At 57.9% G+C, this 20,993-nt stretch carries 19 protein-coding genes and 1 pseudogene; 9 read left to right on the forward strand and 11 right to left on the reverse strand.

The annotated features are described in order from the left end of the window. The first annotated feature begins 13 nt into the window (after nucleotides 1–13). From BMY73_RS28760 to BMY73_RS07135, 5 genes are all read left to right on the forward strand, one after another. Entirely contained in the window at nucleotides 14–5,698 is a 5,685-nt protein-coding gene (locus BMY73_RS28760; RefSeq protein ID WP_092406069.1) for a TipJ family phage tail tip protein, read from the forward strand. Nucleotides 5,699–5,995: 297 nt separating this feature from the next. Continuing rightward, nucleotides 5,996–6,649, forward strand: a complete 654-nt coding sequence (locus BMY73_RS27855) for a hypothetical protein (protein ID WP_139214143.1) — start codon at nucleotides 5,996–5,998, stop codon at nucleotides 6,647–6,649. A gap of 34 nt (nucleotides 6,650–6,683) precedes the next feature. Further along, nucleotides 6,684–6,896, forward strand: a complete 213-nt coding sequence (locus BMY73_RS07120; RefSeq protein WP_092406073.1) for a hypothetical protein — start codon at nucleotides 6,684–6,686, stop codon at nucleotides 6,894–6,896. Between the two features lie 311 nt (nucleotides 6,897–7,207). After that, entirely contained in the window at nucleotides 7,208–7,633 is a 426-nt protein-coding gene (locus tag BMY73_RS07130; protein ID WP_092406077.1) for a cell wall hydrolase, read from the forward strand. Continuing rightward, nucleotides 7,630–8,157, forward strand: a complete 528-nt coding sequence (locus BMY73_RS07135; RefSeq protein WP_092406079.1) for a DUF2514 domain-containing protein — start codon at nucleotides 7,630–7,632, stop codon at nucleotides 8,155–8,157. Before BMY73_RS07130 ends, BMY73_RS07135 begins: the two co-directional genes overlap by 4 nt. Nucleotides 8,158–8,166: 9 nt before the next feature. Here BMY73_RS07135 and BMY73_RS07140 read toward each other — a convergent pair whose 3' ends face one another. Both BMY73_RS07140 and BMY73_RS07145 read right to left on the reverse strand, forming a co-directional pair. Then, the gene (locus tag BMY73_RS07140; protein ID WP_092406081.1) at nucleotides 8,167–8,349 is read right to left on the reverse strand and encodes a hypothetical protein; all 183 of its coding nucleotides are present in this window, start codon (nucleotides 8,347–8,349) and stop codon (nucleotides 8,167–8,169) included. A 104-nt stretch (nucleotides 8,350–8,453) separates the two neighbouring features. Beyond that, on the reverse strand, nucleotides 8,454–9,155 hold the full coding sequence (locus tag BMY73_RS07145) for an SOS response-associated peptidase (RefSeq protein WP_092406083.1): 702 nt from the start codon (nucleotides 9,153–9,155) through the stop codon (nucleotides 8,454–8,456). Between the two features lie 99 nt (nucleotides 9,156–9,254). Here BMY73_RS07145 and BMY73_RS07150 point away from each other — a divergent pair, with 99 nt between their 5' ends. Both BMY73_RS07150 and umuC read left to right on the forward strand, forming a co-directional pair. After that, the gene (locus tag BMY73_RS07150) at nucleotides 9,255–9,686 is read left to right on the forward strand and encodes a LexA family protein (protein WP_092406085.1); all 432 of its coding nucleotides are present in this window, start codon (nucleotides 9,255–9,257) and stop codon (nucleotides 9,684–9,686) included. Continuing rightward, nucleotides 9,673–10,953 carry a translesion error-prone DNA polymerase V subunit UmuC gene (umuC, locus tag BMY73_RS07155; protein WP_092406087.1) on the forward strand — a complete coding sequence of 427 codons (1,281 nt, stop codon included), beginning with the start codon at nucleotides 9,673–9,675 and terminating at the stop codon, nucleotides 10,951–10,953. Before BMY73_RS07150 ends, umuC begins: the two co-directional genes overlap by 14 nt. Before the next feature lie 191 nt (nucleotides 10,954–11,144). Here the strand turns inward: umuC and BMY73_RS07160 are convergent. From BMY73_RS07160 to BMY73_RS07195, 8 genes and pseudogenes are all read right to left on the reverse strand, one after another. Then, nucleotides 11,145–13,106: pseudogene (locus BMY73_RS07160) on the reverse strand (transporter substrate-binding domain-containing protein); the annotation flags it as partial. Nucleotides 13,107–13,114: 8 nt separating this feature from the next. After that, the gene (locus BMY73_RS07165; RefSeq protein WP_062387433.1) at nucleotides 13,115–13,741 is read right to left on the reverse strand and encodes a response regulator transcription factor; all 627 of its coding nucleotides are present in this window, start codon (nucleotides 13,739–13,741) and stop codon (nucleotides 13,115–13,117) included. Between the two features lie 375 nt (nucleotides 13,742–14,116). Beyond that, nucleotides 14,117–14,515, reverse strand: a complete 399-nt coding sequence (locus tag BMY73_RS07170; protein WP_092406091.1) for a response regulator — start codon at nucleotides 14,513–14,515, stop codon at nucleotides 14,117–14,119. A gap of 302 nt (nucleotides 14,516–14,817) precedes the next feature. After that, on the reverse strand, nucleotides 14,818–16,149 hold the full coding sequence (locus BMY73_RS07175) for a deoxyguanosinetriphosphate triphosphohydrolase (protein WP_092406093.1): 1,332 nt from the start codon (nucleotides 16,147–16,149) through the stop codon (nucleotides 14,818–14,820). An 85-nt stretch (nucleotides 16,150–16,234) separates the two neighbouring features. Further along, the gene (locus tag BMY73_RS07180) at nucleotides 16,235–17,398 is read right to left on the reverse strand and encodes an EAL domain-containing protein (RefSeq protein ID WP_092406095.1); all 1,164 of its coding nucleotides are present in this window, start codon (nucleotides 17,396–17,398) and stop codon (nucleotides 16,235–16,237) included. Between the two features lie 159 nt (nucleotides 17,399–17,557). Beyond that, nucleotides 17,558–17,899, reverse strand: coding sequence for a hypothetical protein (locus BMY73_RS07185; RefSeq protein ID WP_062387421.1), 342 nt, complete (start codon nucleotides 17,897–17,899; stop codon nucleotides 17,558–17,560). Continuing rightward, nucleotides 17,896–18,282 carry a phage holin family protein gene (locus tag BMY73_RS07190; RefSeq protein ID WP_062387418.1) on the reverse strand — a complete coding sequence of 129 codons (387 nt, stop codon included), beginning with the start codon at nucleotides 18,280–18,282 and terminating at the stop codon, nucleotides 17,896–17,898. Before BMY73_RS07190 ends, BMY73_RS07185 begins: the two co-directional genes overlap by 4 nt. A gap of 5 nt (nucleotides 18,283–18,287) precedes the next feature. Then, complete coding sequence (locus tag BMY73_RS07195; protein WP_062387415.1) at nucleotides 18,288–18,602, reverse strand: ElaB/YgaM/YqjD family protein; 315 nt, start codon at nucleotides 18,600–18,602, stop codon at nucleotides 18,288–18,290. A gap of 354 nt (nucleotides 18,603–18,956) precedes the next feature. Here BMY73_RS07195 and BMY73_RS07200 point away from each other — a divergent pair, with 354 nt between their 5' ends. Further along, nucleotides 18,957–20,165, forward strand: coding sequence for an ammonium transporter (locus BMY73_RS07200; RefSeq protein ID WP_062387412.1), 1,209 nt, complete (start codon nucleotides 18,957–18,959; stop codon nucleotides 20,163–20,165). 200 nt (nucleotides 20,166–20,365) lie between these two features. Beyond that, nucleotides 20,366–20,602 (forward strand): glutaredoxin family protein, encoded by a 237-nt coding sequence (locus BMY73_RS07205; protein ID WP_062387410.1) that lies wholly within the window; start codon nucleotides 20,366–20,368, stop codon nucleotides 20,600–20,602. A gap of 12 nt (nucleotides 20,603–20,614) precedes the next feature. Here the strand turns inward: BMY73_RS07205 and BMY73_RS07210 are convergent, their stop codons facing one another. After that, entirely contained in the window at nucleotides 20,615–20,881 is a 267-nt protein-coding gene (locus tag BMY73_RS07210; protein WP_062387407.1) for a hypothetical protein, read from the reverse strand. Nucleotides 20,882–20,993: the final 112 nt, after the last annotated feature.

The raw sequence follows: 20,993 nt of genomic DNA on the forward strand, positions 1-20,993 counted from the left end.
ATCGGAGAGTTTCATGGCTTCCCAGGCAATCGACATCACCGGCGCCAAAGGCGGAAGCAGCAGCCCGAAAGCTCCTATCGAGGCCGTGGATAGCCTGCGCTCTACCAACGTCGCCAAGATTCTGATCGCTGTAGGCGAGGGTGAATTCGACGGCACGCCGACGGCTGCGAACATCTATCTGGACAACACGCCTATCAACGATGTCAGCGGCAACGTCAACTTCCCGAACGTCAAATGGGAATGGCGCACCGGCGCAGTCGACCAGACCTATATCCCGGGTATCCCGTCGGTCGAGAATGAAACGACCGTCAACGTCGAGTTGCGCAGCGACACCGCTTGGGTGCGTTCTCTGACCAATACCCAGCTCTCTGCCGTGCGCCTGCGTTTTGCCTGGCCTGCGCTCCAGCAGCAGGACGATAACGGTAACGTCGGCGGCTATCGGATCGAGTACGCCGTCGATGTGGCCACTGACGGCGGCGCGTATCAGCAGGTGCTGGATGAGGCTGTCGACGGCAAGACTACCACCCGTTATGAACGGTCGCGCCGTATCGATCTGCCGCCGGCGACCTCTGGCTGGCAGATCCGGGTTCGCCGCGTCACTCCGAACCAGAACACCAACAAGATCGCAGACACCATGTTGGTCGCAGGCTACACCGAAGTCATCGACGCGAAACTGCGTTACCCAACCACTGCGCTACTGTACATCGAGTTTGACGCTGAGCAGTTCACCAACATCCCGGCCGTGACCGTCGATTGCAATGGCCGCAAATGGCAGGTGCCGAGCAACTATGACCCGGTCGCGCGCACCTACTCAGGCGTGTGGGATGGCACCTTCAAGCAGGCATGGACCAACAACCCGGCATGGGTGACGTTCGGTATCTGCACGGTTGACCGCTTCGGCCTGGGCAAACGCATCAAACCGTTCATGATCGACAAGTGGGAGCTCTACCGGATCGCTCAGTACTGCGATCAGCTGGTACCGAACGGCATCGGCGGACAGGAACCGCGCTTTCTCTGTGACATGAACCTGCAGGGCAAAGCCGAGGCCTGGACGCTGCTGCGTGACATCTCGGCGATTTACCGCGGGATGACCTACTGGGCCCAGGGTCAGCTCGTTATGCAGGCCGATATGCCGCGCGCGCAAGACTTTGACTACGTCTTCACGCGTGCCAACGTCATTGACGGCAAGTTCTCCTATGGCAGCGCCTCCTCCCAAACTCGCTATACCCGGGCGATCGTCAGTTACGACAATCCAGCGAACAACTACGACACCGATGTAACGGCATATTCCGACCCAGTATTGCAGCGTCGATTCGGTGACAAGCCCGTAGAAATCAGCGCTATCGGTTGCACCCGCGCGTCTGAGGCACAGCGCCGCGGCAAATGGGTGGTGATGAGCAACAACCAAGACCGCACCGTCACCTTCAAGACTGGGATGGAGGGCGCGATTCCTCTGCCTGGCTACATCATCCCGATTGCTGACTCGTTGCTGGCGGGCCGTGAAATTGGCGGGCGCATCTCTGCTGCAGCCGGGCGCGTCGTGACGCTGGATCGTGACACTCAAGCCAAGGCCGGGGATCGTTTGATCATCAACCTGCCCAGCGGTAAAGCGGAAGGGCGCACGGTGCAATCGGTGGCTGGCCGTGCGGTTACTGTGACCACGGGGTACAGTGAAATTCCGACGGCGCAGCTTCAGTGGGCGCTCGATGCAGATGATCTCGCGATCCCCCTGTACCGCGTGCTGAGCACCAAGCGGACCACCGAGGGCGATTACGAAATCGCTGCTCTCCAGTTCGAACCAGGAAAGTTCGCTTTCATCGACACCGGCGCTCGGCTGGAAGAGCGCCCGATCAGCGTCATTCCGATCACCGTCGTCCCTGCGCCGGCGAGCGTCACGCTGACCTCGAACTCCGCGATTGACCAAGGCATTGCGGTCACCACCATGACCATCACATGGCCTGCCGTGAATGGCGCGGTCGGGTACGACGTCGAGTGGCGCAAGGACAACGGCAACTGGATCAGGGTCCAGCGTACCGGCAGCACAAGCGTGGATATCACAGGCATTTATTCGGGCGCTTACCTGGCTCGCGTGCGTGCCGTAAGCGCTTACGACATCTCGTCGATCTGGCGTTCGTCGAACCTGACTCAGCTGAATGGTAAGGAAGGCCTGCCGCCGGCCGTCACGTCGCTGACCACTGAAAGCCTGATCATGGGCATCGCCCTGAAGTGGACTTTCCCACCAGGCGCAGAGGACACGCAGCGGACCGAACTGTGGTACAGCCAGGCACCTGACCTGTCTACGGCCACCAAACTGGCGGATCTGGCTTACCCGCAGTCCGACTACACCATGCAGGGCCTGCGCGCGGGCCAGTCGTTCTTCTTCTGGGTGCGTCTGATCGACCGTACCGGCAACGTTGGTCCGTGGTTCCCGCAGGCCCCAACCGTTGTTAACGGTCAAGCCAGTGCCGATGGCGATGACATCCTCGATTACCTGACGGGCCGAGTCACCGAAAGCCATCTCGGTCAGGAAGTGCTGAGCGAAATCGGAAAGATCGGCGGCGACGGCCCAGGCTCGGTGAACGAGCGCTTAGGCGAAGTACGCTCAGACCTGAGCGACCAAATCACCGGTGTCAACAACACCGTGGCCGAGGTGCAGAGCGAGCTGCAGGCCCAGATCGATCAGATTGCAGATCTGGCCGATTCGATGCCGTACAAGCCTGACCAGACCTACACGGCTGGGCAAGGCGTGCTCGGCGCGGACGGAATCATCTATCAGGCGATCCAGGGTGTGCCTGTTCAAACCCCGCCGCCGAACACGACCTACTGGCTGAACGTTGGTCAAGCAGTGCAGACAGCAAATGGCCTGGCCGCGCGCGTCACGACTGCAGAAACCAAAATCACCAGCATCGAGGGCGTTAACACCGCGCAGGCGAACCAGATCACCGGCCTGCAAACCTCACTCGATGGAAAGGCCGACTCGTCTGTCGTGCAAAGCCTGTCGAGCCGGGTCACGACTGCTGAAAACTCGATCAGTAGCCAAGGCACGGCGATCACGGGACTGCAAAACACCGTAGCCGGGAAGGCCGACGCCTCGACCGTGGCCGCATTGAGCAACACCGTCACCCAGCAGGGGGCTGACCTGACTACGGCGGGGAATGCCATTACCCAGATCAACGCGAACATAGCGTCGTCTGGTTCACAAAATCTGGTATTCAACCCATCGTTTGATGTTGGCTCTGCCGGCGTCGCAGACGGCTGGATCTTGCAAGGCGCAGTGGCCAACGCTGTCGGCTCGCTGGTCCAGTCCACTCTGGACCCTGCCGGGAAAGCTCAGCGCATTACAGCGACTAACATTTCTGGTTCATACGTCGAGGTTTCGCCGGTCGCCTCGCGCCGTCCCGTAGTCGCAGTTGGAGCAACCTTCACCCTGTCCGCGTATATCAGGGGGACACCAGGTGCGCGGTACGAAATGTATCAATACCCTCTGAATGCGAGTCTCGCAGCGACGGGTACCAAGGGTGTAGGCGGTACGCTAACGGACAGTTGGCAGAGGATCAGTCTTACCCATGTAATGCCCGCTAACACCGTAGCTCTGAGCCTACTCTTGCGCATAGTCGGTAACGCGTCGGTTCCTTCAGGGTTCATTGAATATGACCGAGTTCAGCTTGAGTCTGGAAGCGTTGCGACGGGATGGCGAGATAACAACCAAGTTTCAGACGCAAACATTGAAGCTAACGCAGCTGCAACAGCAGCGCTTACCGGGCGAGTGACGCAAACAGAAACCGGTATTACAAGCGTTAGCGGTCAATTGACGACGCTTAACAACAGCTTGGGGAGCATGGGAGGGGATAACTTACTAGCGAATAGTTCGCTTGATATTGCGTCCGCAAATGGGAGCGTTCCACTAAACTACAAGCTGGATTCCAGTTCTGGCGTATCCCCCAGCCTGACATTCGTCGATTCGCCTTTGTCGTTAAGTTCCAAGGCTGTACGCATCGCTGCGACTTTGCCGAATGGCGGCTATACAGGGTTGGCCTTAGATCCGGCCACAATTGAGCGGCCTAAGTGCGTACCCGGACAAAGTTATACGCTCAGCGCATATGCGCGGATTTCCAGTCCTAGCGGGCGATTGGCTATTTACATCCAGTATCTAACCGAAGCTGGTGCTTTGATCACCACACAGCAACTCCCAGAAACCTCTATCGGGGCAAACTTTGCGCGTTATAGTGTTACCTCCGTGGCGCCCGCAAACGCAGCTCGAATACAAATCTATCCTGCCCGACTCTTGAATCGTTCCGGTATAACTACCGATATGTGGATAGAGATGGATAACTTTCAACTTCAAGAAGGTGCAGTATTAACGGCTTACTCACCCTCTGTTCAGGCGGTGGCAACACAAGCCGCAGCGACATCCTCGGCGGTCGGATCACTCCAGTCCCTTGTAACTCAGCAAGGCTCGACAATATCCAGCGTCTCTGGGCGGACCACCACGCTGGAAAACGCGATCAGCAGCCCTACTGACGGTCTGGCCACAAAGGCCAGCGCGTCTTCCGTCGCGGCGCTGACAAACCGCGTGACGAGCGTTGAAGGGACGTTGACCAGCCAAAGCTCCGACATCACCAACCTGAAAAACACCATTGGCAGTGCCGCGCCCTTCGTGGCCGGGTATGCGTGGGAAATGACAGGTTCAACGCGGGGCTGGGTGGCAAACGTCTCGGGCGCGACCATCACCGCCGGCGTCCTGTTTGCAACAGTGTCGAAATACACCCAGATTCAGGCGACCAGTTCTTTCGGCAACTTGAACGGATCGGAGAACCCGTTTCTGCGCATTCGGCTGCGGCGCAAGAACACCACACGCGCATCGGCGGCGATGTACTGGGCAAACGAAGACGGCGGCCTGGCTGAAGCTCGCCGGTTCAATTGGCCGATCAACCTGAACACTGAGGACTGGCAGGACATCGAACTGGACCTGTCCGGGCACACCGGCTGGAACGGCAAGACCGGCATCTACGCCATTCGCCTGGACATGAACAACTCAGGTGATGCGAACTCGGTGGTCGATATAGGCTATATCGCGGTCGGCCGTCGGTCTGCGGCAGGCTCTGCGCAGGCCTTGTCTTCATTGACAACCACCGTCACCCAGCAAGGGGCAACGATTAGCTCTCAGGCTACGCAGATCACGGGACTGACTACCACCGTGGGTAACCAAAGCGCAGCGCTCCAAGTGCAGGCCAACGCTATCGCTGATACCAATGGGTATATCAATTCTTCGTATTCCGTGAAGTTGATGACCACAAGTAACGGTGTGAAGGTTGCTGCTGGTTTTGGGCTAGGGCTTGGCAATGAAAACGGCGTAACTCAGTCGCAGTTCATTGTCAGCGCTGATCGTTTTGCGATCCTGAATTCGACCTTGGACGGCAATGCAAAGGTTTTCTCACCGTTCACGGTGGACGGTGGGCAAGTGTTTATTGCAGACGCTGTCATCAAGAAGGCCACTATTGCGAATGCAATAGTGGGATCGGCAATAACTTCGTCCGCATTGACGTCGCAAGGACTTCCGGTATTGACCTTGGACATGAGTGGGGGGCAGGTGCTAGCTCGCCAAGCGACACGTCCAAACACTTATACCCAAATGCACCATAACGGCATCAACGTAGTGATTGACGGTGTCCTTCGCGTAAGGATGGGGGTTTGGTGATATGCCGCAAGGTATGCAGGTTTTTGCTGCTGACGGTTCATTGGTAATGGATATCACCGACCGGCTTCAGAGGGTTTTGGGATCTGTTTACACGGGTACGGGGGCGGGTTCAATTAGCGTCCCCGGATTCGCAAACGGCACGCCATTCTATTTCGTACAGAGGGAAGGCGCCCTAACCGATATAAACACCCTTCAGCCGAAGGATGTCGCCGTCCAGGGAACGAACCTTGTTTGGTCCCAGGACGGAGCTGCCATAACTATCTTGTTCGGGGTCTACTGATGCCGGCCGGATTTCAGGTGTTCAACCAAAACAACATAATACAAATCGATGCGGATTATTCGAATCTGCGCCTGATCACGAAAGTCACTGTGTCGCCAAACGTTGTCGATACCGCCACCTGGTGCTTTCAACGGCGCGTCGATGTGCAATTGCCGGGTACAATGCCTTTCGTGGCCTATACCTGCACTAGCAATACTTGGGTTTCGGTCTACGTTTCCAATGGGGTCCGCTACGCCCGCGTGGAAAACGACGATGGCGCAGCAGTGACGCTTTATGTATTTGACCAATCTCCGCCGCCTTCCGCTGGGTTTGGCTTCGAGGTGTTTAATGCTCAAGGTGTCATTGTGTTTTCCGCAGCGGCAAGATACTGCAAAGTACTCGGACAGACTGTTGTCAACAACAATAGCCCTGGGGGCACATTTTCTTATTCAGGCAAGACCGTAGCTGTTGTAGCCAATAACAATGCAAGGACTGTATCTGCTGGGCCATCGGGAGATGTTTCAAAGTGGGATGCTGTTTATTGGAATTCCTACTGTCGAAACAGCAATGGTTCGACAATTGTTATTGAGTATTTCCCCACCAGAACTTTAACCATGCTTCCGGGGCCTCCCCCGAATGCCGGCCTCAATACCAGCGGGAATTACTTGCTTGTAGATGTTACCGGTATGTAACTGAACGATTCTTCCAAACAGCAGGAGATTAGAAATGCCATTCATTGTGATCAACAGCAGCAATTCATTCGACCCGAACAACCAGATCGAGTACGCAACCGAAGCCGAGGCTGATGCCAAAGCGCGCGAAATCCTCGGGGCATTCCCGCAATCGCTGATCCGCACTGCGCAACTGATGAAGACCTATCGCGCCCAGGTGACCATCACCGCCGAGGACGTGCCGGAGCAGGATCAGCCTGCGGGATAGCAACGGGACTATTCAGCTCCGAGCTTAAGTTTGAATTTGTCCACGAGTCCCCATGAAAAGATTGGCGCAGGGTCATAGCAGCCTGGCTGGTTCTTCGGCTCGGCATCGCAACTGTGGTTATAGCCCTTGCTCCCGACTTGTCGGTTAACGCTGTCAGAGCCGGTAGTGCTGTCGCTGTAGTGTGCGCAACCTGTCATCAAGGCTGCGATCGTGAGAGTAAAAAGATATTTCATAAATGCCTCCATGCGTGGAGAGCGCAGTTTATCCAATGGCCCGCCATCCGCGGGTTTTTTTTCGTCTGGAGAAAATTGATGACCGTAACGGAAAAAGATCGTGATGTGCTGGCGCGCACTCTGTGGGGCGAAGCGCGTGGGGAAGGGCTGGCTGGAATGGTGGCCGTGGCCTGGTCGATCCGGAACCGGGTCGAGGATGGTAAAGAAAAGTCATGGTGGGGCGAGGGGTATGCCGGCGTCTGTCAGAAGCCCTACCAGTTCAGTTGCTGGAACAAGGGCGATCCGAATCAACCGTACCTGACGGGCGCGAAGCAGATCCCGTTCCGCGAGCTCGCGCAATGCCGTATCGCCGCTGACCAAGTGATTGACGGAAAAGTCGCAGACCCTACCAACGGGGCAACCCACTATTACGCGACCACGATGCCATCGGCGCCGAAATGGGCGAGCGGTGCGAAGAAGACTCTCGTCCTGGGGAATCACATCTTCTTCAAGGACGTGCCATGAGCCAGGCCGCTGCGCTTTACCTGAAGGTCGGCGGCGCGCTGGCGATACTGCTCATCATCGCTGCGGTTCTCTACGGTGCTTATCGCCACGGTGAGTCAGTAGCCGACGCGCGCTGGCAGTTGAAGTTTGCGGATCAGCAGAACTTGCAGGCGAAAGGCCTCGCTGCCGCGACCACGGCCAATCGAGCCGAAGAGCAACGCCGCCAAGCGGCAGTCAACCAGGTGGGAAATGATGCGAGACAACAACAGGCTGCTGCGATCGTTGATGCTTCTGGCGCTGATGCTGCTGGTGAGCGCGTGCGGGACCAAGCAGGAAAACTGGCTGCCGGAGCAAGTTGCGCCACCGTCAATTCCGGAACTGCCCGCCGAAGCGCGTCAGCCACCCGCGCCGCCATGGTGCTCTCCGACCTGTTCCAGCGGGCTGACAAGCGAGCGGGAGAGCTGGCAAGGGCTTATGACGCGGCCCGAATAGCTGGACTTGCTTGTGAAAAGGCATATCAGGCCTTGAGCAACCCAGCACGTTGAGCGCTTCAGCTAATCGCGATCCCCGCGCTGCGGTACCTCGACCGCCGGTCCGAGCAAGTCATAGTATCGGAAGTGAAAATCCGCTTCCTGCTTCTTGCCATCCACCTTGGCCCGCAATGCTTGGTCCAGATGCCATTCGCGCATACGGCGCAAGCTGGCCAGTTGTCTCTGGGATCGAGTGTTGAACGGCATAAGCCCTCCTTTTCTTTTAAAGCTCCGTGCAATGAAAAAGTGTAGCTGAAGTCTTGATGAAGACGAGTCCCACAAGGAGGTTTGGAGCTATCTGAAACGAAGAGTCATTCCTTATCCTTTGATTCGATCAGGTGCGGGCCTTGATTACGGACATTCCCGACATCCTTGCCCACCTTGAACCAACTGAACTCCTCCGTCGGCCTGCAGCATTCTTTGGCAATCTCGGCTGCTCGCTCAGACGTGGTTTCCGGATCGACCCATTCCCGTGCGTGCTCAGGACTCAGTACTACCGGTCGCCGATCGTGAATGTCCACCATTCCCTGATCCGAATCCGCAGTGATGATCACGAAGCCGTCCTGCGGGTCAGGTTCCAGATCCTGATGCACTTCAGCCAGCGCGGCGAAGAACATCGGTCCTTCCTCTTTCAGCCTGATGAAATACGGCTGCTTCTTCTTCGGGTCACCCGGGTCCTTCACCCATTCAAACCAGCCATTCGCCGGCGCCAGTGCGCGGCCGTTCGGCCACAGCTGTTTGAAGTACTTTCCCGTCATCACCGTCTCGACCCTGGCGTTAATGGGCGCGGGGCGCTTCGCATCCTTCTTCGCCCAGAACGGCGACCATCCCCATTTCACCTTATCGACGCTCAAACCTTCCCCGGTCGGTCGGATGATCTCAACGCGAGTCGACGGCGCGACGTTGTAGCGTTCAATCGGCCAGAGGTCGTAGCCATTGATCACCAACTGCTTTGGCGCAAGCTCTTTCAGGTAATGGTCCATCGATTCGTAGATCGAGTAGCGTCCGCACATGGTGTCACCCGTCGAAATGTCCTACACATGAGATTGACCGCAAGCGACCAAGAACGTTAACTGTATATACATACAGTTAACCAAAACAAGGCTTGCATCATGAGCGTCTCCATCCTCGGCCCGCTGTCAGGGCACGGCGAAAAGCTGCCCCTTTACTCCTTCCATGTGCCGGCAGGCTTTCCGTCGCCAGCGGCGGACCACATCGAAAAGCACATCTCACTCGATGAGCTGTTCGACATTCGCGCGCCGCACGTGTACCTGGTGAAAATCGAGGGCGACAGCATGCAGGGCGCGGGGATCTACTGCGGTGACCTGGTGATTGTAGATCGCAGCCTTTACGCCGAGCATGGCGACATCGTGATCGCTGCCCTGAACTCTGAGCCGGTCTGTAAACGGCTCCATATGCGCGGGAACGAGGTCATCCTGAAATCGGAAAATCCGAAGTACCCCTCGCGCCATGTGATGGAAGGGGACGAACTGGTGATCTGGGGCGTGGTGAAATACAGCGTCCGCGATCATGACAAAGCCTGAACCTGTTTTCGCGCTGATCGACTGCAACAGCTTCTACGCCAGTTGCGAGCGCGTCTTCCGGCCTGACCTTGCCAAAACTCCCATCGTGGTGCTGTCGAACAACGATGGCTGCGTGATTGCGCGCAGCTATGACGCCAAGCCGTTCGTGAAGATGGGCGCGCCTTATTTCCAGATCAAAGACCACCTTCGCCGGAACGGTGTGGTGGCCTTCAGCAGCAACTACGCGCTGTATGGCGACATGAGCGAGCGGGTCATGACCATCATCGAATCGATGGTGCCCGCGCTCGAGGTGTACAGCATCGACGAAGCCTTCGCGGACCTTACGGGCATTCCAGGTGACCTGACTGCATTCGGCCGTCAGATCCGTGCCTCCATCTACAAGCGCACTGGCATCCCCGTCGGAGTGGGCATCGCCCGGACGAAGACGCTCGCGAAGTTGGCAAACCACACCGCCAAACGGCTTTTGGCGAAGACCGGCGGAGTAGTCGATATCTGTGACCCGTTTAACCGCGACTGGACTTTGCGTAACACGGATGTGGGGGAAGTGTGGGGCGTTGGCAAGCGGATGAAGGCCCACCTGGAGGCGATGGGGATCAAGAGCGCGATGGACCTGGCCAAGGCCGATCCCTGGACCTTGCGGCAGAAATTCAGCGTTGTCATCGAAAAGACTGCGCGCGAGCTCGCCGGCACGCCCTGCCTTGAACTCGGCGAAGCCGATCCGCCGAAACAGGAGATTTGCTGTAGCCGGATGTTCGGCAATCGCCTGACCACGATTGAGCCGATCAAAGAGGCGGTGGCCACCTACACGCAGCGCGCGGCTGAGAAGCTGCGCGCGCAGAACTCTCTGTGCAAGAAGATCAGGGTCAGCATCCGCACAGGCATGTTCAATCCGGAGGAGGCGAAGTACGCCAACGGCGCCCTGGTGGAACTGCCGTATCCGACAAACGACGTCAGGCTGATGACTAAAGCTGCGACTGAGGCGGTCAACCGACTGTTCCGGCCAGGCTTCAAGTACAGCAAGGCCGAGGTTCTGTTGATGGATCTGCGACAGCCCGGCGAATTCACCGACGACCTGTTTGCACACTCGCAACCGGTAGAAGCGGAGAAGGTGATGAACGTCCTCGATGAGATCAACGCGAAGTGGGGGCGAGGAACGCTGCGCGCGGCGAGTGTGCCTGCCGCGCCCGGATGGGCGATGCGGCGGGACCTGATGAGTCAGAGCTTCACCACCAAGGTGGATCAGCTCTGGACCGTTAAATGCAATTGAATGGGAAGGGATGAATGCCGGCAGAACGCCGTAGGTGAGGGGGGCACGTCAATGCCCTGCATGGGATAAATTTCTTCCCCAATAAGCAACCAAAAAGGACTGACTTTATTGGGGTTGTAGTGATCGCAAAATGGGCCCTGTTTTTCGGGTAATTTGTTACTCAATTTGTTGATTTGTATAGGTTAAATCCTAATTCTTGGTGTGTCCTCTTCCATGACGGTCTGGTAGTCCGCGACATACTGTTGTGCTTCCTGCGCATCGCTCAGCACGCCGTCCAGGATCGTTTTGCCGATCACGTCTTCGCGTTTGGCGGAGAACGCCGTCAGGTAGCTGTCGTTGCACATCTGCAACAGGCCGTTGCGGTCGCGTACGTAGATCGGGTGTGGGGTGCCGTTGACCAGTGCGCTCATGAATTCAAACTGGTCACTCAGTGCTCGCTCGGCGCGTTCGCGTTCTTTGATCTGACGACGCATCCAGGCATTCCAGGCGAGTGAGCCGAACAGCAGCAGGCTGGCGCCGGCGACGATCTGATAGACCAGTAGCTGGTAGTCCTGCCAGCCTCCGCGTCCGGGTGGAATGTAGGTGCGCCAGCGGTTGTTGATCACCGCGAGGTCTTCCGGCGCGATGCTCGACAGCGCCTTGTCGATAATGGCGCTGAGTTCAGTGGCATTCCGGGAGGTCGCCATGGCGATGCGCGCGGGCTCCTGACCCACCGTGACACGCATTTGCAAGGCGTCGTGAAGGGCGCGGGAGGACAGGAAATAACTGGCGCTGAACAGCGAGGTGATCGCGCCTTCCGTCCGGCCGTGAGCGAGCATGTCCAGGGCCTGCGCGGGGTTGTCGACTTCCACCGGATAAATGCCGGGGTATGCCTGCTGCAGGAAGGGCAGGATGGGGCTGCCCAGGGTCAAGGCAACGCGTTTGCCGTCCAGTTGGTCAAGGTTTGCCGGGCTGGACGTTTCCTTGCGTGTCACCAGCACGAATGGATTGTCCATGTAGGGGCGGCTGAAGTTAAAGCGATTTTCACGCTCGTCGCTTTGGACTATCGCGCCAATGAGATCGGCCTGACCCTGACTGAGCCGGTTCATCATGTCGCTCATGCTGGGCGCATGGGTGACCTCGAATCGCAATCCGGTCCGAAGCCTGATCAGATCGAGCAGATCGGCGGTAACACCGCGGAAATTGCCGCTGGCGTCGAAGAAGGTGAGCGGGGCATAGGCATCGTTTATCACCACCCGAATCGTCGGATGCTGGGCGATCCAGCGCTCTTCACGCTGGGTCAGTTGCAGCTTTTGATCGGTCAGCATCAGGTCGCTGCCCGCGCCCCAGCGTTTGGAAATGGCGATGCGCTCTTCGACGGGAATGCCTTTGAGGATCAGGTTCACGATGTCCAGCAACGGGGTATTGTCGGTGCGCACTGCGAAGCTGAAACCGTTGGCTTCATGCTTGCCGAAGTTGGCCATCTGTACGTTGTTGAGGTAGCCCTTGTTGATGACGTAATGCGTCGAAATGGCGTCGCCCAGGAAGACATCCGCCTGATTGAAGGCCACCGCATTGATCGCGCTCTGGAATGAGGGAAAGGTCTGCAGGCGGGCTTTGGGATACAGCGCCGATATCTCCTCAGGCGGCAGGTAGTGGTAGGCCATGCTCAGACGGAGCGCATTGAGGCCGTCGGTCAGCGGGCGGCTTTCGCCGATACGTGTCACCAGTACCGGCTGATCGACCGCATACGGGGATGACAACCTGATGCCTTTGGCTGCCGCTTCGTAACCGTTGGCACTGCCGAGCAGGTCGATCTCGCCGCGCGAAAGCGCTTCGATGGCGAGGTCGCGAGAGTCATAGCGCAAGACCCTGACCGGCAGGTCCAGCGCGCGCCCGAGGATGCCGACGTAATCCGCCGTGAAGCCTTCATAGTCGTGACCGGTCAGGGTCATGTCAAAAGGAGGGTAGTCCGGCGCTGAGGTGCCCAGAATCAGTTCGCGTTTGTTGCGTACCCACTGCCATTGGGTTCGGTCCAGCGTCACGTCCATGTGCGCGGGATTGGAGCGACTCAGCAGGGTATAGCGTTCGGCCGCAACGGATTCGGCCTGGGTTGTAATGCTCAGGCAAACAAGTACGGCCGCTACCCAATAGTCCTTTATCCCCTTCGGCATCCTGTTTCTCACACTAGCGCGTTGCGTTTTGCCATCTCGATAAGTTCTACCAGAGTCTTGGCTTTGAGTTTTTGCATCAGGCGAGTTTTGTAAGTACTCACGGTCTTGTTGCTGAGAAACATGCCTTTGGCGATTTCCTTGTTTGTTCGTCCTTGGGCAAATAATTGCAATACCATCAATTCGCGATCATTGACCAGCTTGAAGCGTTCGAGTTCGTTAGGGTCGCCGACGAGCGCGTTCGCTGAGGCGAGCGCTTGACTCGGGAAATAATTGTAGCCGGAAAGTACGGCTTTCACCGAACTGACAAGTTCAGTGAGATCTTCCTGCTTGCAAACATAGCCTGCGGCGCCCGATTGCATGCAGCGAATGGCGAACAGGCTGGGCGCTTGCGCCGTCAGCACGAGAATCTTCGCGGGAAGGTTCATCGCATTGAAGCGCGACAGCACTTCCAGACCGTCCAGCTTGGGGATGCTGATATCGAGGATAATGAGGTCTGGCATGCATTCGCGCACCATCTGCATGGCATCCACGCCATTATCGGTCTCGCCGACAATCTCGTAATTTTCGTTTTCCAGCAGCATCCGGATGGCCATGCGGATGACCGGGTGATCGTCAATGATAAAAACTGAGTTCATGATTCAATCCATAACAAGCAGCGAAGAATGCGCGCACCATATCCCAGATGTTCGAAGGCGCACATGAAGAGAAAGGGCCTGCGATGGTATATGGGAAAGATCCTACAAAAATTACCGCATTGACGTACGTCAATAACCATCGGGCCCATAAATGTTTAAAAAAGTCGAGGTTTTCCGGGTTGGAAAAAGTTATCAGAATAAATATGTTTATTTCGAGCGGTCATGATTATGCGCAGGCGTTTATCGGTGATTTTGCATCTAAGCGGCTGATCTTTTCAGGTGACGGGTCTACCGCAGATTTCACACAGACTCGACATACAACATAGTCGTTATCGAGACGGACGCGGTTAAATATCCGTGAATATCCAGGACGCGTCAGTGGTCATTGTCTGAATACGCAATGAGTCGTAACAGTTCCAGCGTGTTCAGTGGCTTGTTCAGGCACCCCAATAATGGAATGCCTCGGGCCTTGGCCTCATGCTCGATGTCCGCCAGTTGAGCGGCATCCAGGCCACTGAGCAGCACGGCGTGCTCGATCAATCCCTGCTGGCTGGCTTTCTCCACCAGTTCGATGCCACACATGTCTGGCAGACGTTGGTCGCACAGCAACAGGTCGTAGGGTTTGTCGCTGCGCTCAAGCGCGACGAGGGCCTCCTGCGCATTCAATGCCGGTGTCAGCAGATAAAGGCCATTGTTGTTGAGCAGAATCTGCAGCGCGATCAACTGGAACGGGTGATCTTCTACCAGCAGGATTCGAAGGTTGCGTTTGAACATCGGTCTTCCCAGGCTGAGCGACACGCCCTGAGCGGGCGCAGCCACGGGGCGGGCGCTCGACAGGAATGGGTGCGAATGAGGTCGGCAAGCAGGTAATGACTTGAGTCTGCCGGCGTTAACGAGCTGGCGGATTATTCGGTAGAGGTGTGGAGGCGGCGATAGGACAAGTCTGATTGATGTGTGGGAAACATCCGAAGATTCGGTTTTCCTTTCCTGATGTCATGGAAAGAAAAGCCCAAATTCCTGACGGAATTTGGGCTACTGGACAGATGGCCGGCTTCGTTTGTTACGTTCCTGGCCGCTCAGGTCGGGCTGGAGCGGCCCGTCATCTCGCGAGCCATCTCGCTGGCATAGCTGTCAGTCATTCCCGCGATGAAGTCGATAACGCGCAGGAAAGAGGTGTGCAGCGGAGCCTTCGGATCCGGCGCGCTGTTGCCTAACAGGTCAAGAATGCGTCGGCTCTTGAAAGACGGGGTGAGGCCGCCAAATTGCTCGAGTGCTGCGCCGCAGAAGGCGTTCAAAAGAATTTCCAGCGTGGTGTAAGCGCCGATCTCGTGAAGCGTTTTGCGTTTGTCCTGAAAAATTTTCTTGCGGGCCATGTCCTTGGCGTTCAAGACGCAGCGCTTGGCCGGGCCGTGCATGTGCTCCACCAGATCGCCCTGTAAGGTGCCAGCGAGCAAAGCGTCCTGTTGTTCGACGAAGGCGCGCGCGGCGGCATTGGTCAGGTGTTCGATCGCTTTGCCACGCAGGATGGCCAGTTTGCGTCGGCGCGAGTCGCCTGGCCCGAGTTGGCGGTACGTCTCGGGCAAGTCGTCGCCTACCAGGCCCAGCAACAGGGATTCCACTTCCGGGTAAGTCAGCAACTCCATCTCCAGCCCGTCCTCAAGGTCGATCAGGGCGTAACAGATGTCGTCGGCGGCCTCCATAAGGTAGACCAGTGGGTGGCGCGCCCAGCGCTGTTCTTCCAGTTGTGGAAGACCGAGTTTGTGAGCGATCTGCTCAAGGATCGGCAGTTCGCTCTGATAACAACCGAACTTGTGCTTCTTGTACCCCAGGGAGTCGGCGTGTCGAGCCGTCCACGGATATTTAAGGTACGTGCCCAGTGTTGCGTAGGTCAGCCGTGTGCCTCCCTCGAACTGGTGATACTCGAGCTGGGTCAGGACACGGAAACCCTGGGCATTGCCTTCGAAATTGAGGAAGTCGTCGCGTTCCACCTCGCTCATGCCGTCCAGCCAGCCACGTCCGGCCGCTTGTTTGAACCAGTTGCGAATGGCGTCTTCGCCGGAATGACCGAACGGCGGGTTGCCGATATCGTGGGCCAGACACGCTGATTGCACGACCATGCCCAGGTCGCTTGGCTCACACCAGTCAGGCAGGGCACTGCGCAGGGTTTCGCCGACACGCATGCCCAGTGAGCGACCGACGCAGCTGACTTCCAGTGAGTGGGTCAGGCGGGTGTGGATGTGGTCATTGCTGGTGACCGGGTGAACCTGGGTCTTACGCCCGAGCCGGCGAAAGGCTCCGGAGAAAATGATCCGGTCGTGATCCTTGTGGAACGGGCTGCGCCCCAATTCTTCGGGGCTGTGCAGGGTTTTGCCAAGGCGCTCGCGGGTGAGCAGGGTTTGCCAATCCAAGGCCGGTACTCCATCGGGTGATTACGGGGCTAGCTTCCCGGTTCGCCATGCTGGCTGCAAGCAGAAGAGGGTGCCGCAGGCTGGATTAAAAACCGACGGCATCGATATCGATCAGCAACAGGCGCTGGCCGTTGCCGAAAAACTGGCCGGCGGTGAGGCAGTACTGATTGCTGGTGGCGTCGCGGTAGGTGTTGGACAGCGTCAACCGACGTTCATGCCATCCCTCGGCAAGCAGATGATAAAAGTACGGACGCCACGACCAGTTATGGCCCAGGTAGCGTGTATCCGCCGTCCACGCGCCGTTGCGTCGCTCCAGGTTAGGGGTGAGTTGCGTGCCGTGCCGGTCGCACTGATAGAACCGCAGCAGCCAGGGGTACTCCTGCACATCCGGCAACTCGCCCAACGGCGCGTCGCCTTCGGCCCAGGCCTGCAGCCGCAACATGAGCTGACTGAGCTGTTTGCGCAGGTTCATCAAGCGTTCGCGCTCGACCACCTTCTGCATGACGTAGCGATCGCGCAGTTCGGCGAAGCGTTCGACAAATGCATCGGCTGCGAAAAACGCCAGTTCCGCCTGAGCGAACAGAAAGCCCTGCACATACCGTGAGCCGCACTCCAGGGCGAAGTGGAGTTCGGCCTCGGTCTCGACCCCTTCGGCAATGATCCAGCAGCCGGTTTTTTCGGCCATCTGCGCCAGCGCTTTGACCACGTCGCTGCTGGGGCCGCCCCGTGCAGCGGCCTGAAACAGGCGCATGTCGAGCTTGAGAATATCCGGCTGTAGCGCGAGGACACGATCCAGTTGCGAGTAACCGGCGCCAAAGTCGTCGATGGCGATACGTGCCCCGGCTTCACGGTAACGCGCCACCACGTCACTCAAGCGCTGGCTGTCGCCGCCCAGCTCGGTGATTTCAAACACAATGCGTTGAGCCGCGATGCCGTGACGCTGCAACTGTTTAAGGCTCGGCAGGGCTTGCCCGGGCCGCAGACGGCTGATCCAGCGGGGCGAAATGTTGAGGCTCAAAAACCAGTCGCCCGGGGCTTCGTGCAACCGGCCCAGTGCGTTATCGCGGATCAGGCGATCCAGCTGGCGTAATTCGACAGCGGGTTGTCTGGGGTCGGCAAACAGTGGACCGACCGATTGCAGTCGACCGTCATCCTGACGCAAGCGCCCTAACGCTTCGACCCCTGCAATACGGCCCGTGGCGGTATCGATGAACGGCTGAAAGCAAGCTAGCGGTTGCCCATCGATCACATGGCCTCCTCATGAATGGTTATTGGCTTTGTTGTTCTGGCACGACATTTTCTGACGCAGCTACGTTTAAAGACGCAGCAACGCGCCGTTGTCCCATGTGAACCATTGGACAAAGGCGCGGGTCAGGTTTGTTTGCAAGAATGCAGCCAAATGGCCAGCTCAGGAACGGCGACCGCTACCCTGAAGGATGAGTTTGATCAACGGCATCAGCGTCGCGCTGAGCTTGACCAGGCGCGTGACACTGCCGGTACGCTTGCTCCGCGCACCTTTGCCGGTCAGGAAGCCGAGCAGGGAAACGATGCCAACCCCCCACAAAGGCGCGTGTTTGATGCCCAGTGAACCGGGGAAGTCATGGGCCATGCCGCGCATGCGATGCAAGGGACGCATCAATTGGGCCGACTCGTGGCGAATCTCCTGGCGATGCATTTCCATGCGCAGGCGAATCAATGCCTTTCGCAGCTCACGACGATTATGGGTCTGAGGTAATTCAGGCAGGCTCATGGCATCAGTCGCTCGCGGTCGTTGGCCAATTCTTCCAGCGTCGAGTGGAAGGGTGAAGACTCATCGAAAATCGCTGCCTTGAGGCGCATGGCACAAAACAGCGCCGCAAGGGTATAGAACACGCACAAACCGATGATGCCGGTCAGGCGATAGCTGTCCCACACCAGAATCAACAACAGTGCTGACAGCCCGATGAGCAACAGAAGGGCAAATACCAACGCCAGTCCGGCGAACAACAGCAGACTGACAGTGCGGGCTTTCTGTTCCTGCAGCTCGATGCCGAACAACTCGACATGACTGTGCAGCAGACCCAGAAATGCCGCGCCCAAGCGGCGCGGCGAAGACGTGTGATCGGTCTCGGATGGACCTGTACCCGGCGTCATGGCAATCAGCGCCTTGTAGCCAGCAGGCCCAGAAGGAACCCGACACCGGCCGCGATTCCTACGGACTGCCACGGGTTGTTCTGGACGTATTCCTCAGTCGCTACCACCGCTTCCTTGCTGCGCTCACGCAGGGTGGCTTCGGCGACGGCCAGGGTTTCACGGGCGCGGAGCAGGCTTTCGTTGATCTGATCACGCAGCTCGTCAGCCTGATCGCCAGCGAGGGAAGCCGTGTGCGCCAGCAGCTTTTCCGTGTCGGCAACCAGTGTCTGGAAGTCTGCCATCAATATGTCCTGGGCTTTCTCTGCTGTTGGGCGAGCCATGGTGTTCTCCGTTGAGGTGGCGATATGGGTTTTCGAGTATGGCTCATGACTGAAGGTTCATTCCAATTCCCGCGACTTCTACATGCCTTAGCTGGTACAGCTTTTGCTGTGTGATGGTGCGCCAGGGAGGCGCCGCGCTCCAAAGAAGAGCGCGAAGCGTCGGCAACGCCGCCGACGCTGTTATCCAAGATTCTAAAATCAGGAAATCACCCAGGCGATTACTTCTCTTGCCCTTCGTTTTGCACCAAAGCGGGATCTATCGATCTCTGCATGCTCTAATTTGGTGCTTTTGCGGCGGCGGGTCAGCAGTTGTTTCCGCTTCGGTGCTTTCATCACTTGCAGGCCTGCCCCTCGATGGAAAACATACACAGTGCAGTGGACACCCTGGTCCACAGCACCAACACACTGTTCATTCTGATCGGTGCCGTCATGGTACTTGCCATGCATGCCGGTTTTGCCTTTCTTGAAGTCGGCACCGTTCGGCAAAAGAACCAGGTCAACGCGTTGTCGAAAATCCTCAGTGATTTCGCAGTGTCGACGCTGGCGTACTTCTTTATTGGCTACTGGATTTCCTATGGCGTGAGCTTTCTTCAGCCTGCGGCAGTCCTGGCCAACGATCACGGCTATGGCCTCGTCAAGTTCTTCTTCCTGCTGACCTTCGCTGCCGCGATCCCCGCGATCATCTCCGGCGGTATCGCCGAACGGGCGCGGTTCGCCCCGCAATTGTGCGCGACGGTGTTGATCGTGGCCTTTGTCTATCCCTTTTTCGAAGGCTTGGTATGGAATGGCAACTTTGGTGTGCAGGCGTGGCTGCGAAACACCTTCGGCGCCAGCTTCCACGACTTTGCAGGCTCCGTGGTGGTGCACGCCATGGGCGGCTGGCTGGCGTTGGCGGCGGTGATGTTGTTGGGCGCGCGCAATGGCCGTTATCGCGATGGCAAGCTGGTCGCGTATCCGCCATCCAGCATCCCTTTTCTCGCGCTGGGGTCGTGGATTCTCATTGTCGGCTGGTTCGGTTTTAACGTGATGAGTGCCCAGACGCTGGATGGGGTCAGCGGCCTGGTCGCGGTCAACTCGTTGATGGCGATGGTGGGTGGCACGGTGGCGGCCTTGCTGGTCGGGCGAAATGACCCTGGCTTTTTACACAACGGCCCGTTGGCAGGACTGGTGGCGGTCTGTGCGGGTTCCGACCTGATGCATCCGGTGGGTGCTCTGGTCACCGGCGTCATCGCCGGTGCGCTGTTCGTTTGGTGTTTCACTGCGGCGCAGGTGCGCTGGAAAATCGACGACGTGCTGGGCGTCTGGCCGCTGCACGGGCTCTGCGGTGTGTGGGGCGGTGTTGCCTGCGGCATCTTTGGCCAGACGGCGTTCGGCGGCATGGGCGGTGTCAGTCTGATCAGCCAACTGATCGGCAGCGCATTGGGTGTGCTCATCGCACTGGGCGGCGGGTTCCTCGTGTATGGCGTGATCAAGCTGTGCCTGGGGCTGAGATTGAGTCAGGAGCAGGAGTATTACGGCGCCGACCTGTCGATTCACAAGATCGGGGCCATCAACCACGACTGATGCATGACGATGCTCGCTGGCCATGCTTATCCGCGAACGCATTGGCCAGGTCGTGCACCGCGTTGCCCGGCCTGGCTATCGCGGCTTCGAGAAACCGGCCGGACCGCGCCAACGTGGGTTCCAGATGGCGCTTCAGGCTCGACGGCATTTCAGGGCGGGCCTAAACTGGCATTCCCGTCTTCTGCTCGAAGGGCCTCGTCATGCCGCCGGAATGCCAACTGTTCGGTACGCTGGGTTGTCACTTGTGCGAGGTCGCAGAGGCTGAACTGATGCCCTTGGTCGAGCACGGTCTGCTGGTGGAATTGATCGATATCGCTGAGAACGAAGCTATGAACGATGCCTATGGCCTGCGAATTCCGGTGTTGCGGCGCACTGACACCGGTGCCGAACTGGACTGGCCATTCGACACCGGGCAGGTGGTGATGTTTTTGCGTTAGGCCAGAGCGGCCTTACAGGTATTGAGTGTCCACGACCATCGCTTTGGCCACCGCTTCTTTCTGCGCTTCGCTCATGCTGTCCCAGACATGAACCTTGGCGTAGTAGCCGAGGCCCGCGACGATATAAAGGCTCAGGGTGAACACGATGAACACGGACATGAAGGTCCAGCGGCCGACATCGCGCTCTTCGTCAGAGAACGACTGTGAATAGCTTTCCTCGCTTTCGGCAGTGGTACCGGTGGACAGGCGTTTGATCCATTGAAACAGTTGACCCAGCATGGCGAAACCTCAAAGTTTGAAATAGAAATCTGTCGTGGGCAGTGCAGGACGCGGGCGTCTTGCGTCTTCAGTGCCGACGTTGTACCTCCGGCAGATGCGCACGGCGCGCAGT

The sequence above is a fragment of the Pseudomonas sp. NFACC02 genome (genome assembly GCF_900110765.1).
GTDB lineage: Bacteria > Pseudomonadota > Gammaproteobacteria > Pseudomonadales > Pseudomonadaceae > Aquipseudomonas.

Coding starts and splice junctions, on each gene's coding strand:
- BMY73_RS07135 (WP_092406079.1), top strand. CDS start 7,630: ATGAGCCAGGCCGCTGCGCTTTACCTGAAGGTCGGCGGCGCGCTGGCG.
- BMY73_RS07170 (WP_092406091.1), bottom strand. CDS start 14,515: ATGTTCAAACGCAACCTTCGAATCCTGCTGGTAGAAGATCACCCGTTC.
- BMY73_RS07130 (WP_092406077.1), top strand. CDS start 7,208: ATGACCGTAACGGAAAAAGATCGTGATGTGCTGGCGCGCACTCTGTGG.
- BMY73_RS07140 (WP_092406081.1), bottom strand. CDS start 8,349: ATGCCGTTCAACACTCGATCCCAGAGACAACTGGCCAGCTTGCGCCGT.
- BMY73_RS28760 (WP_092406069.1), top strand. CDS start 14: ATGGCTTCCCAGGCAATCGACATCACCGGCGCCAAAGGCGGAAGCAGC.
- BMY73_RS07185 (WP_062387421.1), bottom strand. CDS start 17,899: ATGAGCCTGCCTGAATTACCTCAGACCCATAATCGTCGTGAGCTGCGA.
- umuC (WP_092406087.1), top strand. CDS start 9,673: ATGACAAAGCCTGAACCTGTTTTCGCGCTGATCGACTGCAACAGCTTC.
- BMY73_RS07150 (WP_092406085.1), top strand. CDS start 9,255: ATGAGCGTCTCCATCCTCGGCCCGCTGTCAGGGCACGGCGAAAAGCTG.
- BMY73_RS07205 (WP_062387410.1), top strand. CDS start 20,366: ATGCCGCCGGAATGCCAACTGTTCGGTACGCTGGGTTGTCACTTGTGC.
- BMY73_RS07165 (WP_062387433.1), bottom strand. CDS start 13,741: ATGAACTCAGTTTTTATCATTGACGATCACCCGGTCATCCGCATGGCC.
- BMY73_RS07195 (WP_062387415.1), bottom strand. CDS start 18,602: ATGGCTCGCCCAACAGCAGAGAAAGCCCAGGACATATTGATGGCAGAC.
- BMY73_RS07210 (WP_062387407.1), bottom strand. CDS start 20,881: ATGCTGGGTCAACTGTTTCAATGGATCAAACGCCTGTCCACCGGTACC.
- BMY73_RS07120 (WP_092406073.1), top strand. CDS start 6,684: ATGCCATTCATTGTGATCAACAGCAGCAATTCATTCGACCCGAACAAC.
- BMY73_RS07190 (WP_062387418.1), bottom strand. CDS start 18,282: ATGACGCCGGGTACAGGTCCATCCGAGACCGATCACACGTCTTCGCCG.
- BMY73_RS07145 (WP_092406083.1), bottom strand. CDS start 9,155: ATGTGCGGACGCTACTCGATCTACGAATCGATGGACCATTACCTGAAA.
- BMY73_RS07200 (WP_062387412.1), top strand. CDS start 18,957: ATGGAAAACATACACAGTGCAGTGGACACCCTGGTCCACAGCACCAAC.